Below are 14431 nucleotides of genomic sequence, written 5' to 3' on the forward strand. Positions count from 1 at the left end.
AATACAAAATCGATAAGTACCTCAATCCAAGCTTCAATCCCCGAAAGCTATGAAATTATATGCTGAAGGCAGGTCTTCTGACTCACTCCTGATTTTTAGCCTTCCCATTTCAATATTGAAAAAGTGGCATCGAAATAAAAATCATTACAGAGTTTACAGCTGCGGGACAGTTTTGGATTTACACCAAATTCCCTTTTAATTCTGTGGCAGCACAGAAACCAAAAGCGGGGCAAAGCTAGCAAAATTAAACAAGTTGTAAAATGGATGATGGAAAACCGCTCTTTTGATTGAAAAGTTTAACTTTAAATATCAAATCTAAACCAATGAGAACCCTCCTTTTGATCATTTTTTTAATGAACACAATTGCTACAATGGCGCAAAAAACCGACACAACTTTTTTAAAAAAGCTAATGGAATCGAAGCCTGAATTTTTCAGTACAGTTCTTAATCATCCAGATAAAAATCAAGTTCAAATTTTATATACACAGATTACCCGTGATGCCAAAAACAAACCGAAGTTTAAAAGTTATAGTTTTAATTTAAACCCGCACCATTATTTTTATCCGGCCAGTACGGTTAAATTGGCTGCAGTTATTTTTGCTTTGGAAAAAGTGAACCAATTAAAAAGTACAGGGCTTACGACTAAAAGCGCTATGATTACCGATAGTACCTTTCGTGGTCAAACCAAAGTTTTAAAAGATACCAGTGCAGAAAATGGTCTCCCATCTATTGAGCATTATATTAAAAAGATTTTACTTACCAGCGATAACGATGCTTTTAACCGCTTATTTGAGTTTATCGGGCGAGCTGAAATAAATCAGAAGCTAAAAAAATATGGCTTTATCGACAGTCGTATCTTAAACAGGTTGGCAATTGGTGACGCAGGAGAAAGCGCCAAGCATACCAATCCTATTCATTTTTACAACAATAAGCAATTAGTTTATGATCAAAAAGCCCAATATGATCCAAAAGAATATGAATTGCAGTTAACGAATCTGGTTATGGGAAAAGGTTATTTAGATAGTGCAGATCGATTAGTGAACAAACCTTTTAGTTTAGCCAACAAAAATGCTTTTGCCATTAATGATCAGCATCATCTTATGCAGAAACTGATGTTTCCCGAAGCCTTTCCAGCAAAAGAAAGATTTGATTTGACACCATTGGATTATCAGTTGATTTACACGTACATGAGTAAATATCCAACGGAGAGTAATTTTCCAAAATATGATCTGAAAGAATTTTGGCCAACCTATGCAAAAATGCTTTATTATGGACGAGAGAAAAACGTAACATTAGATCCAAACATCAGGATTTTTAATAAATACGGAGACAGTTATGGTTATATCATTGATAACTCCTATTTTGTTGATTTTAAAAATGGAGTCGAATACCTGCTAACTGCTGTAATTCAAAGTAATGAAGATGGCATTTTTAATGATAATAAATATGAATACGAAACGGTGTGTTTTCCGTTTATGAAAAATTTGGGTAGGATGATCTATGAACTTGAATTAAATCGCAAAAAGCAAAAACCCGATCTATCTAAATTTAAAATGATTACAGGTAATGATGAAATGTGTTTAGCTAAAGATTAAAGTGGGACACTCCAAATGAACCATAGAAGAATGTATTCGGATTAACATTTGGAGTGGGTAACGTTATTCGCTTAGTAATGCTGTTTTAGTTTCTGCTAACTTTCCTTGCTCAATTTCATCCAAAACAGGAAATTTAATATTCAAGCTTTTTAGTTTGTCAGCTATGATTTCGCTAATGGCCAATCTGGCAAACCACTTTTTATCTGCCGGGATAATATGCCAGGGAGATTCTTTCGTACTGGTTTCATTAATGGCATCTTCGTAAGCTTTCATATAATCATCCCAGAGCGCTCTTTCTTTTATATCACCCGAAGAGAATTTCCAGTTTTTAGTAGGATCTTCTATCCTATCTAAAAAACGTTGCTTTTGTTCGTCTTTGCTTACATTTAAAAAAAACTTGAGCACCACGGTTCCGTTTGCACACAAATGTTCTTCAAAATTTCTAATACTTTCATAGCGCTGCTTCCAGAAGTTTTTATTGATTTTTTTTACTTCATCAAATCCGGGTATGCTTTCACTTAAAATGTATTCAGGATGAACCTTACATACCAATACATTTTCATAATGCGAACGATTATGGATTCCGATTCGTCCACGTTCGGGCAAGGCTTTTACATGTCGCCATAAAAAATCATGTTTATATTCTTCTGATGTTGGAACTTTAAAACTAAAAACCTGGCATCCTTGTGGATTTAATCCACTCATAACATGTTCAATGGCACTATCTTTTCCGGCAGCATCCATTGCCTGAAAAATAATTAACAGTGAATGCGTTGCTGATGCGTATAATTTTTCCTGTAAATGATTCACTTCAATTTTAGATTTTACCAACGCATCTTTGGCTTTTTCTTTATTATATCCCCCGGTAAAATCAGTTTTTGCCCCTTTAATTGTAAATTTTTTATCTCCTTGTATAATAAGCTCCTTAAATTCGTTTTTCATTTTTTATTAAGTTTTAGAATATTGCAGCATCAATGATTTAAATATAGTACTAAAAATTTAGTAAATTAAAAACGTTAATTTGCATAGAGAGTTTTTTATATTTATCGCCACGGCATTTACCAAATTATCAGCCCATTCAATATGTTCAAAGAGATAAAAAACAAGTACTTACGTTATTTTACAATCTTTATATTCTTTATAATTATTTTCTTTTCGGCTCTCCAACTGAATTTTTTATGGTTATTTGGTTACTCACCAAGTTATCGTGACATTAAAACACCTACTTTACGTGTTGGTTCTGAATTATATACTTCCGATGGAAAACTAATTGGCCGATATTTTAAAGAAAACCGTACTCCAGTTAGTTTTGGAGATATTGCCCCAAGTGTAATCAATGCTTTGGTAGCTACAGAGGATGTCCGTTTTTATAAACATTGGGGTATTGATGCACAAGCCGTTGGGCGTGCTGTAGTTGGATTAGGTAAAGATGGTGGTGCCAGTACCATTACGCAACAATTGGCAAAAAATTTATACCGAACCAGATACAATAAATCGCAAGGTTTCTTAGTCAAAATCCCTTTGGTGAGAACTTTAATCGTAAAGCTTAAAGAGTGGTTAACTGCTGTAAAACTGGAATCGAACTATTCAAAGAATGATATCATTACGATGTATCTAAACACGGTTTCTTTCGGAAATAATACTTACGGAATTAAAACAGCAGCACGTATTTATTTTGATAAGGAAACTAAAGATTTAGCAACAACCGATGCTGCCATGCTGGTTGGAATGTTAAAAGGTACCAGTCTGTACAACCCTACCAAAAATCCAGAGAAGGCTTTGATCCGCAGAAATGTGGTATTGAGCCAAATGAATAAGAACAACAAGTTAAGCAAAGATAGTTTGGCCATACTTTCCAAAGAACCCATCAAACTTAAAGAAGGTAAAATGGAAGATGGCAGCGATGGCGATTCTTATTTACGTGCTGCTGTTTCGAAATACTTAGAAAAATGGTGTACTGAAAATGGCTATGATTTAAATGAAGACGGTTTAAAGATTTACACCACCATCGATTCTAAATTGCAAAAATATGCCGAGGAAGCGGTTGCCGAACAAATGAAAACTTTACAACGCAGATTTTATAGTGTTTGGGGAAATGAAGACCCTTGGTATGATTCTGAAAAAAAGAAGGTTGATTATCCAGATCGGGCAATGAAGAACCTTCCGATTTATGCAATGCTTCAAAAGAAATTTCCAAATCAACCAGATTCGGTTGCGGCTTATTTCAATAAGAAGAAAAGGATGCAAATCTTTACTTATAAAGGCGATCGAGATACTTTATTTTCAACTTTAGATTCCATCCGTTATTACGGAAAAATATTAAATACGGGTATGATGACGATGGAACCTGCCAGTGGAAAAATTAAAGTTTGGGTGGGTGGTATCGACCACAAGTTCTTTAAATATGACCATGTTAATCAGGCTAAACGCCAGGCTGGATCTACATTTAAACCATTTGCCTATTTAACTGCATTAGAGCAAGGAATGAGTCCATGCGATAAATTTACAGATAAGCCTGTTAAAATTGCCTACCAAGATAAAGGTGAGACCAAATATTGGGAGCCAAAAAATGCCGATTATAGTGTAACCTACCAGGAAATGAGTTTGCGTTGGGCAATGGCCAGATCAGTAAACACCATTACGGCACAAGTAACCGAAAAAGTGGGATGGGATAATGTAGTGAAGTATGCTCATGAATGCGGTATTGATAGTCATCTGGAATCTGTACCATCAGTTAGTTTAGGTTCAAATGATGTTAGTGTTTATGAAATGGTTAAAGCATATTCCACTTTCATGAACAAAGGAATTAAAACCGATCCGATTTTGGTGGAAAAAATTACCGATCTGGATAATAACATCATAGAGGAATTTAAACCCAAAACGAAAAGAGTTTTATCTGAAGAAATTGCCTGGTTAATGACTTACATGTTCCGTGGTGGTATGGAAGAGCCGAGAGGCACCTCGCAAGCGTTATGGGAATGGCCAAATTTATTTAAGAAAAATAACCAGATTGGCGGTAAAACCGGAACTTCGTCAGACTACGTTGATGCCTGGTATATGGGCTTAACTAAAGATTTGGTAACAGGTGTTTGGGTTGGCTGTGATGAAAGAACTGCTCACTTCAAAAATGGCGAACAAGGCGAAGGTTCGAGAACTGCCTTACCGATTTTTGCTAAATTTATGGACAAGGTTTACATGGATCCCTCAAGTGGTTACACTTATGGTCCTTTTCCAAAAGCAACAGTTGAAATTACCAGAACTTATAACTGCCCTAGTCCGCAATATGTTCGTGATACCACTTCAACAGATAGCGTGGAAGTAGATTCTACTGATTTTAGTCCGACTGAAACTCCGGAGGTTGCGCAACCAGTTACACCTACCGAACAAGAAGTTAAAAAGGATGAGAAGAAACCAGATCCTGTGCAAAACCAACCTGCTACAACGGCCCCACTTACTAAAAAAGAAGAGCGAGAATTGCGGAGGAAGCAACGACAAGAAGAACGTGAAAAGAAGAAAAATGAGAATGGTGGGAATTAATCAATATCGCTATTAATTATCTAAGTTGTTTTAACACCTTTAAAAACTGTTAAATTCCTGATTGTAATTTAAAGTATTACTATTTTTATTTCCAAAATAGCTCTTCATCGAGTAATTATTGAATAACCAAAAAACACACATTTATGAAAATAAGCACTACTTATATGAAGCAGTATATTCCAGTATTGCTTTTGCTTATGTTTTCTTTTTCCGCAAAGGCTCAGTACTTCGGGCAAAATAAAGTAAGATATAAAAAGCTTGATTTTAAGGTTCTGCAAACACCACATTTTGAGATTTATTATTATCTGAAAAACGAAAATATGCTAAAGCGTTTTTCTCAGGATGCAGAAACCTGGTATAAAATGCACCAGGAAGTTTTCAGGGATACATTTTTAACTAAAAATCCAATCATCTTATACAATAATCACCCTGATTTTCAGCAAACTACTGCACTGCAAGGAGAAATTGGAATTGGGACTGGTGGCGTTACCGAAGCTTTAAAAAATCGGGTAATTATGCCTGTTATGGAGTTGAATAGCCAAACTCGCCACGTTTTAGGTCATGAGTTGGTTCACGCATTTCAGTACCATATTCTATTGGAGAAAGATTCTATCAGTTTAGAAAATGTTGGCCAAACGCCACTTTGGATGGTTGAAGGGATGGCAGAATATCTATCTATCGGTAAAAAAGATGCCTTTACTTCCATGTGGATGCGTGATGCGATGCTGAACCGGGATATTCCATCATTAAAGGATCTTACAAATTCAAATAAATACTTTCCTTATCGCTATGGACAAGCATTCTGGACTTATATTGGTTCACAATATGGTGATACGACCATTGTTCCATTGTTTAAAAACACAGCTAAATATGGGTATGAAAATGCAATCAGGTATACATTTGGCTATGATGACAAAACCTTATCTGGTTTATGGAAAAACTCCATCGATGCGCATTACAAACCAATGCTTAAAGCTGATAGTTCGCAAATAAAGATCACAGGAACAAAAATCATCGATAATAAAAATGCAGGAAACATGAACGTGGCTCCTGCCATCAGCCCCGATGGAAAATATGTTGCTTTCATGTCTGAAAAGGATTTGTTCGGCATCGATTTATTTCTTGCCGATGCCAAAACAGGTCGTATTATTCGAAAGCTCACCAGCCAAATTTCCAACGGACATATCGATGATTTTAACTTTATAGAATCTGCAGGTGCATGGTCGCCAGATAGCAAACAGTTTGCCTTTAGCATATTTAGTCATGGTAAAAACCAAATGATGATTATAAATGTGGCAAACGGAAGTACAGTTTCACAAACGGCAATGGATCAGGTACAGCAGTTTGGAAACCTAACTTGGTCGCCAAATGGAAAAGACATTGCATTTTCAGGTATGGTTGAAGGCCAGAGTGACATTTTCTCGTACAATTTAGACACAAAGGTAATTACACAAATTACCAAAGATGTTTATTCAGATTACGCACCAAGCTTCTCTCCTGATGGTAAAAAAATAGTTTTCTCATCTGATAGAGCTGCCATACAGAATAAAAATATCAATGCAGTTTTGCCAATCAATTTGGCTATTTACGACATTATATCTAAAACTGTAAATAACCTCGATGTTTTTCCAGGAGCAAATAATTTAAATGCACAATTCTCGTCTGATAGTCAGAAAATATATTTTTTATCAAATAGAGATGGATTTAGAAATTTGTATAAATATAATTTTGCAGATAATTCAGTAGATCAATTAACCGATTATTTTACCGGGATTAGCGGTATTACAGAATTTTCGCCCGCGATTTCAGTTTCAAATACTGATGATATCGTTTACAGTTATTATCGCTATCAACGCTACACACTTTACAATGCAAAATTAAGCAGTTTTAAAGAGAAAAGAATTGGCAACCAGGAAGAGAATTTCGATGCAGCCATTTTACCTCCAATGGAAAATTATGGCGTAAACATCATCAATTCTAACCTAAATAATTTTGATAGGTTTGAGAAAATCGTAGCCGATTCAATAAAAACGGTTGCTTACCGGCCGAAATTCAAACTCGATTATTTAGCAAATAGTGGCGTCGGTGTATCTACCAGTCGATTTGGAGCCGGCGTTTCTGGAGGAATTGTTGGTATGTTTAGCGATATTTTAGGAACCAATCAAATTATTGCCAACATATCTGTAAACGGAGAAATTTACGATGCAGGAGGTTTAGTTGGTTACATTAACCAGAAAAGCAGAATTAATTGGGGTGCAGCGATTTCACACATACCATATGTTTCTGGTTTCAGTTCTTATGGATATGAAAAGCTGCCTGCCGATAATAATACTACAATTGATGCACTGAACGAGAGAACCGATATCATCAGAACTTTCGAAGATCAAGTTCAACTTTTCGGGGCCTACCCTTTCAGTAAGATCCATCGATTTGAACTTGGTGGTGCATTTTCGAGATATAGTTATAGAATTGATCGTTACAGCAATTATTATAATACTGCAGGTAACTATATTGGATCAGATAGAAAAAGACTTGATAATGAGCAGGCTACTTTAGATTATGGTGTGCCCTTTAATTCATTTACACTTTACCAACTAAATGCAGGCTTCGTGGGCGATAACTCCATATTTGGTTTAACAGGACCATTGGATGGTTTTAGATATCGTGTTAGTGGAGAGAAATATTTCGGAACATATAATTTTGCTGGTGCTACTGCGGATTTAAGGAAATATTGGCGGTTAAAACCAGTAACTATCGCAGCAAGGTCTTATAATACTTTCAGAATTGGAAAAGATGCCGATCGTTTATATCCAATGTATGTTGGTTATCCATATTTAATTAGAGGTTACGAATCTAATTCAATCTATAAAACAACTTCTGCTCAATCTTCAGAATCGTTTGATATTAACCAACTAACGGGAAGTAAAATAGCGGTTTTTAATTTTGAGTTGCGATTACCTTTTACTGGTCCGAAGAAATTGGCTGCTATTCCATCTGGATTGTTATTTAGCGATTTAAATTTGTTTTTTGATGCAGGTTTAGCATGGACAAATGATACCAAGGTTAAATTTAAAAGTGAGCCAACTTATACAACTGAAGTAGTTAGAGATGCTAATGGGGTTCCTGTTGTAGATAGTAAAGGTAATCAGGTTACCTATAAAGCTACAAATGAACGCGTACCAGCCATGAGTGTGGGTATATCGTTAAGGGTAAATGTATTTGGCTATTTTGTTTTAGAGCCTTATTATGCAATTCCTTTCCAGCGTAAGGATGTTAAAGCAGGTGTTTTTGGTTTAACTTTCGCTCCAGGCTGGTAATCGGTGAATGATAAATTGTTATTTGATTGAATATACAAAATGAAAAATATTGTATTCTTACTACTCACATTATGTAGCTTAGGATTGTTTGCACAGGTAAACGAACCAAAAAATAATCCTAAAGAGTGGTCGGAAAAAACAGAACCATTCAGAATTGCAGGAAACCTTTATTATGTGGGCACTTATGATCTTGCCGCTTATTTAATTGTGACCCACAAGGGTAACATATTAATCAATACAGGTTTAGCGAATTCTCTTCCTATTATTAAAGAGAACATTAAAACGCTAGGATTTAATTATAAAGCAATAAAAATTTTATTGCTTACCCAAGCCCATTTTGATCATTTGGGTGCTATGGCCGATATTAAAGGCGAAACAGGTGCAAAACTTTATGTTGATGAAAAAGATGCTGACGCAATTATTTCTGGAGGAAAATCTGATTATGAAATGGGAAAATATGGGGTAACTTTTAAGCCTATTAAACCCGATCATCTATTAAAAAATAACGAGAAAATAAGTTTAGGCAACGTTACACTTACCATGCTTCATCATCCCGGGCATACCAAAGGTTCTTGCAGTTTTATCTTTGACACAAAAGATAGCAAGCAAACCTATAAAGTTTTAATCGCAAATCTTCCATCGATCATTATCGACAGAAAATTTTCTGAAGTGAAAGATTATCCAAGCATTCAAAACGACTATGCCAACACGTTTAAAGCGATGAAAAATATCAATTTCGATTTATGGGTTGCCTCTCATGCTAGTCAATTTAACTTACACGAAAAACGCAAACCTGGAGCTCCTTATAACCCAAAATTATTTTCGGATAAAGAAGCTTACTTTAAAAGTCTTAGTAATTTAGAAAATGCTTTCCTTCAAAAGATTAAATAATAGGCCTGCACCGAATGGTTAAGTTTTTAAGTGCTATTTTAAAATTTCAATAATTTTTATGATAAACTTGTAAATGCAAGTTTAACCTGGTTAGTCATATTTCTATGCAATAATATATTTTCGAAATCCAAACCTATAGTTAAATCGATCCAGTCAGGATTACAAGATCTTACCAATCTTTCTTTTTGCATGCGGGTAAATCGACTAATTACTTTAAACCTAGCCAATGCTTGTGGCTCGGTTTTAAACTCTTCAAAGTAAACCAAACGCGTTAATTGCTTTCCATTATCGAAGAATAAATTTGGCATCTGCTTATAAAAATCCAAAGTTTTAATTAAATCTGAACTCATGCCTACATGCATGCTGGTGCGGTTTCTGTCGGTAACGATGTAAACAAACTTTTTCATAATAACGGATTATAAATTAAAACTAAACTATTTAGTATACCCTCTTGCAAATCAAAATAATATTACTAACTTTATGAGCATAAAATTACTAACTATTTTAGTAATTCCAAATTTATTTTAAAATTTATTTTTATGTCGAATATTTCAAATAATTTAAAGTACCTCAGGAAGAAAAAAGGCCATACGCAGCAGAATTTTGCTGATATCATGGAAATTAAGCGATCATTAATTGGAGCTTATGAAGAAGACCGGGCAGAACCCAAATATGATTTACTAAAAAAAATAGCTGAATATTTTGATCTGACTATTGATGAATTTATCAATGAAAAGATTAGCGATAGCTGGAAACCGAAACCAAAAAGCTCTGGATCAAACTTAAGAGTACTTAGTATTTCTGTTGATCAAAATGATAGAGAAAATATAGAATTGGTTCCTGTTAAAGCAAGTGCTGGTTATTTAAATGGTTTCTCTGATCCTCAATATATTAGCGATCTGCCAAAATTCCAGCTTCCACTTCCAGCTTTAAGGCAAGGTACTTTTAGAGCTTTTGAGATTATGGGCGACAGTATGTTACCAGTTCAGCCAGGCAGCGTAATTATTGGAGAGTACTTGGATAATTGGAATGAAGTAAAAACTGGCGAAACTTATATCGTGATTAGCAAAAATGAAGGTGTTGTTTACAAAAGAGCCGGCAATCGCTTCAAAGAAAATAAAGATCTAAAGTTGATATCAGATAATAAAGTTTACGATCCATACACTATCGCAGCCGATGATATTTTGGAAATTTGGAAAGCCAAGGCATATATATCTACATCTCTACCAGAGCCTGCTCCTGATCCAACGATGGAAACGTTAACACAAATGATGTCGCAAATGCAGAAATCAATTTCTCAGCTAAATAAAAATTAACACTTTTTAACTTATTGCGATTAAACCGTTGACCCTATTTCATATCTATTAAAAAACAAACACATAAAATAATAGACATGAAAAAAGCAATTTTAACAATAGCAATTGCAGTGATGGGTTTAACTGCTGCATTTGCTCAAGACACGACCAAAAGAGTTAGAAAACAAATGCCTAAAATGACTGCTGAACAAAGAGCAGAGAAAGCAACGGCAAGATTAGAGAAAGAACTTAGTTTAACAGCAGATCAAAAAACTAAGATTTATGCAGTAGAATTGGAAAATGCGAAAAAGATTGATACATGGAGATCGGCTGATCAAGGCGATATGAAAGGTAAAATGAAAGATCGTAAAGAATCGATGCAAGCGCAAAAAGCTAAAATTGATGGCATTTTAACAGCTGAACAAAAAACAAAGATGGAGGCGATAAGATCTGAAGCCAGAGAGAAAGGTGATAGAATGAGAAAAGGTATGGGCAAAGGTAAAAGAGAAAAACCACCAGTGGTTTCTAACCCACCTACTCAAGGATAAAAAAAATATTCGATATTTAAAAAGCGACCAAACTCATCATTTGGTCGCTTTCTTTTTATACATCTGAAACAAATTACATTAATTTAAGTAGCCTGTTTTTTTCAAGAAATCTGCCCAAACTTTATATCCTTCAGGAATTAGATGCAATCCATCTTTGGTTAATTCGGCTCTCAAATGTTTATCCTGGTCAGTAAAGTTTGAGTATAAATCAATAACTGTTACATTCTTCGCGGCAAACCTTTTGATTTCTTCATTTAACCAAAGAATGTGCTCATCTTTACCATAGTGATTTTTAAACTTTGCAAAAGAACTATTTACAGGCAAAAGTGTATTAAAATAAATCTGGGTTCTTTTTGATCCTTTTCTAATTCTCGAAATCATTGATTTATAATTCCTTAAAATTACACTATCGGGAATATTCCTTGAAATATCATTGATTCCAATTAGAATAAAGATTTTAGCAGGTTTGCCGTCAATAATATCCTGCAAACGATCAAGTACACCAAAAGTAATATCACCAGATATACCTCTATTTTTTGCTTGTGGTAGATCCAGCAATTTTGCCCAATCAGTTCCAGCTGTAATACTATTCCCTAAAAAAACAATATCTTTTTTTGATTTGGTATCGGCTTGAAATTTGTTTACAATTTCAACATATTTCCCCGGACGGTAAGTGCTATCCCATTTTACAGTTTGTGCAAAAACATCGCTGTAGCATGCAAACGATAAAATAAATAATGCGATTAAGGTTTTTTTCATAAAGAATGATCTTTGAAGAAGTTAGACTATAAGTTAGTTTGAACTAAAACATCCGGATAATCTGATATTATTCCATCAACTTTTAAGGCTTTTAATTTTTTTATATCTTCAGCGGTATTCGCGGTCCAAGGAATAATTTTTACACCATCATTATGCGCCTTCGTTACCATTTCTTCGGTAACCATTTGCCAAACCGGACTTAAAATGAATGGTTTATAGCCTAAATCTGCAATGTTTTCTTCGTAACTTTTTTTATTGGCAACCAAAAAGGAGGTTTTTACTTCAGGATATTTTTTATTAATAATCTGGATCGTTCTTTTATCAAAAGACTGAATAACTACATAAGGCGTTATTTTTTTCTTTTCAATAACATCCATTAATAATTTAACAAAGGTTTCAGGAACTGGATTTGTAATGCCATCTTCATTCGGATTGCACTTTGTTTCAATATTATAAAAAAATTGTTTGCGTTTGTTTTTCTTAATATCCAACTGTACAGAGTCAATTAAATCGGCTAGCAGTGGAATATATTCCTTTGATTTTTGTTGTTGAGGAAATAATTCATGTGGTTTTGTACCAAGATCAAATTTTCGCAATTCATCATAGTTCATTCCAAAAATCACATATTTCTTAGCATCACCTTTGGGGATTTCTTTTCCATCTGGCGTTAACATAAATGCCGGACTCAAATAATCATCATGTGTTACTACTACATTTCCATCTTTTGTAATGTGTGTATCCATTTCCAAGGTGGTTATTCCATCAATTTTCATGGTTTTCAACATGGCCATAATGGTATTTTCAGGATATAAACCTCTCCCGCCCCGGTGTGCTTCAGCACTAAAAGCTGGAAATTTGACTTGTTGCGTAAAGCCAACTGACGCTGATAAACGTGCAACGCAAAAAACTGTAACTGCTGCTTTAAAATACATATAGATTAATTTAAATAAAATATTTATCTCGATTAAATGTTATTATCCTTTAAATTCAGCTTCGAACTTTTCACCAAAGCGGTCTGTAGCTACAACCTTAACTGTTTTTACTGTTGGTGCAAAATGTGCAACAAATAAATGTTCAGTTGAATGTGGTTCGGGAAAAGTTCTTCCGGCAGGCAAAGTTGGACCTTTATACAAAGTAACAGTTTGCGGATCGTAACCTTTTTGGTTTTCCATTACGCCCATTGCTTTTCCATCGAGAAAATATTCCACTTTCCATTGCGGATCCCAGTTCCAAACATTGGCGATTAATCTTTTTTGATTGGTCAATTCATCAACATAAATATGAACTTGTTCTTTTCTGCTTAAGCCTGTTGGTTGGTAATACCATTTCAAATTGGTACCATCAACTTCATAAACGCCATAACCTCTTGGCGTTCCATCTTCGCAAACAGGGCCTGTCCACCAGGCGCCACATACTGCACCATGGTTGTGCTCAAAAACATTACCTGTTATTACATTTCGAGTGTAATGCGTATGGCCAGACATGATGTGAACATTGGTAAAACCATTTAAAACAGCATATAGATCGGTATTATTTTTTACTGAATTATGAACCGGAATATGAAGGTTGATGATCACGAGCGCATCTTTTGCAATAAATTTTAAATCTTTTGCCAACCAATCTAATTGCTGTTGAGAAATAAAGCCATCGTATTTTCGCTCTTCGCCTAAATAGCGAACATCATCCATAACCACATAATGCGCTTTGCCACGATTGAAAGAATAATAGGTTGGCCCATAATGTTCCTGAAAAGTTTTATCCGACGTTTCATCACCACCCATTCTGTAATCCATATCATGATTGCCCAAACACTGAAAAAATGGAATACCCATTTCTTTAACCGCAATATTGTAATCGGCAAATAACTCATGATTATCCCATACAATATCGCCAACGGTTATGCCATGTACCGGAACATTTCCCATTGATTGGATTACTTTTTTAGTGTCAGGAACTGATGTAGTCATCATTTTCTCTACATCCTTCTTATTTTTCACCTGTGGGTCGGCCCAAATAATAAAATTGTGGCGGTTATCATTTTGCTTCATTGCTTTCAACTCGAAATTTAATTCAGTTTTTGCATTGAGTTGTTCGTAATATTTAGCTAAGTGACTATCTGTGGTAAATTCAAATCCCGATGGTGTACTAATCCAAATAAATTTAGCTAAAGGGTTCACCTCAATTGAATATTTCCCGTTTTTATCGGTTTGAATTACATTAAAACCATCCGAAACTACAACATTTGCGATTCCTTTGCCTTTGCTGGTTACTCGCCCGCTGACTTTATTGTCTAAATCTAGAAAGGAAAATGCTGAATATGATTTTAAGCTAACGAATAACGTTGTAGTAAGTAATCCAGTTTTTTGGATAAATGATCTTCTGTTCATTTTATTTAGGGATGATGAAAATAAATACCTCAATCAACATCATGTGCTTTACTTGCTAATTGAGCGGTTAAAAAGATGCCCAAAATATTTTTAAATCCTGGG

General features: G+C 34.8%; 11 protein-coding genes and 1 riboswitch. Of the genes, 6 read left to right on the forward strand and 5 right to left on the reverse strand.

The window, feature by feature from the left end; all coding sequences use genetic code 11:
* Positions 1-49: 49 nt before the first annotated feature.
* Positions 50-238: riboswitch (cobalamin riboswitch) on the reverse strand.
* Positions 239-323: 85 nt separating this feature from the next.
* Positions 324-1595: a serine hydrolase gene (locus LUA91_RS02800; protein WP_231424432.1), complete on the forward strand. Its 1272-nt coding sequence runs from the start codon at positions 324-326 to the stop codon at positions 1593-1595.
* A 63-nt stretch (positions 1596-1658) separates the two neighbouring features.
* Here the strand turns inward: LUA91_RS02800 and LUA91_RS02805 are convergent, their stop codons facing one another.
* Entirely contained in the window at positions 1659-2537 is an 879-nt protein-coding gene (locus LUA91_RS02805) for a polyphosphate kinase 2 family protein (protein WP_231424433.1), read from the reverse strand.
* A 141-nt stretch (positions 2538-2678) separates the two neighbouring features.
* On the opposite strand from LUA91_RS02805, the gene LUA91_RS02810 reads away from it, so the two are divergent.
* The 3 genes from LUA91_RS02810 (at position 2679) to bla (ending at position 9340) form a co-directional block, all read left to right on the forward strand.
* Complete coding sequence (locus LUA91_RS02810; protein ID WP_231424434.1) at positions 2679-5132, forward strand: transglycosylase domain-containing protein; 2454 nt, start codon at positions 2679-2681, stop codon at positions 5130-5132.
* A 143-nt stretch (positions 5133-5275) separates the two neighbouring features.
* The gene (locus LUA91_RS02815; RefSeq protein ID WP_231424435.1) at positions 5276-8449 is read left to right on the forward strand and encodes a basic secretory protein-like protein; all 3174 of its coding nucleotides are present in this window, start codon (positions 5276-5278) and stop codon (positions 8447-8449) included.
* Between the two features lie 39 nt (positions 8450-8488).
* Positions 8489-9340 (forward strand): subclass B3 metallo-beta-lactamase, encoded by an 852-nt coding sequence (gene bla, locus LUA91_RS02820; RefSeq protein WP_231424436.1) that lies wholly within the window; start codon positions 8489-8491, stop codon positions 9338-9340.
* Positions 9341-9396: 56 nt separating this feature from the next.
* Here the strand turns inward: bla and LUA91_RS02825 are convergent, their stop codons facing one another.
* A complete protein-coding gene (locus tag LUA91_RS02825; RefSeq protein ID WP_056849298.1) occupies positions 9397-9747 on the reverse strand; it encodes a GIY-YIG nuclease family protein in 351 nt (116 codons plus the stop codon).
* Positions 9748-9879: 132 nt separating this feature from the next.
* Here LUA91_RS02825 and LUA91_RS02830 point away from each other — a divergent pair, with 132 nt between their 5' ends.
* Together LUA91_RS02830 and LUA91_RS02835 are read left to right on the forward strand one after the other, a co-directional pair.
* Positions 9880-10656 (forward strand): LexA family transcriptional regulator, encoded by a 777-nt coding sequence (locus tag LUA91_RS02830; protein WP_231424437.1) that lies wholly within the window; start codon positions 9880-9882, stop codon positions 10654-10656.
* Between the two features lie 77 nt (positions 10657-10733).
* The gene (locus LUA91_RS02835; protein WP_231424438.1) at positions 10734-11183 is read left to right on the forward strand and encodes a hypothetical protein; all 450 of its coding nucleotides are present in this window, start codon (positions 10734-10736) and stop codon (positions 11181-11183) included.
* Between the two features lie 78 nt (positions 11184-11261).
* Here LUA91_RS02835 and LUA91_RS02840 read toward each other — a convergent pair whose 3' ends face one another.
* Genes LUA91_RS02840 through LUA91_RS02850 form a run of 3 tightly spaced genes read right to left on the reverse strand, consistent with a single transcriptional unit; the run spans position 11262 to position 14329 of the window.
* Positions 11262-11942, reverse strand: a complete 681-nt coding sequence (locus LUA91_RS02840; protein ID WP_231424439.1) for a GDSL-type esterase/lipase family protein — start codon at positions 11940-11942, stop codon at positions 11262-11264.
* A 26-nt stretch (positions 11943-11968) separates the two neighbouring features.
* Entirely contained in the window at positions 11969-12874 is a 906-nt protein-coding gene (locus LUA91_RS02845; RefSeq protein WP_231424440.1) for a glycerophosphodiester phosphodiesterase family protein, read from the reverse strand.
* Positions 12875-12916: 42 nt separating this feature from the next.
* Entirely contained in the window at positions 12917-14329 is a 1413-nt protein-coding gene (locus LUA91_RS02850; RefSeq protein WP_231424441.1) for a calcineurin-like phosphoesterase family protein, read from the reverse strand.
* Between the last annotated feature and the right edge of the window lie 102 nt (positions 14330-14431).

The sequence above is a fragment of the Pedobacter sp. Leaf250 genome (genome assembly GCF_920984735.1).
Taxonomy (GTDB): domain Bacteria; phylum Bacteroidota; class Bacteroidia; order Sphingobacteriales; family Sphingobacteriaceae; genus Pedobacter.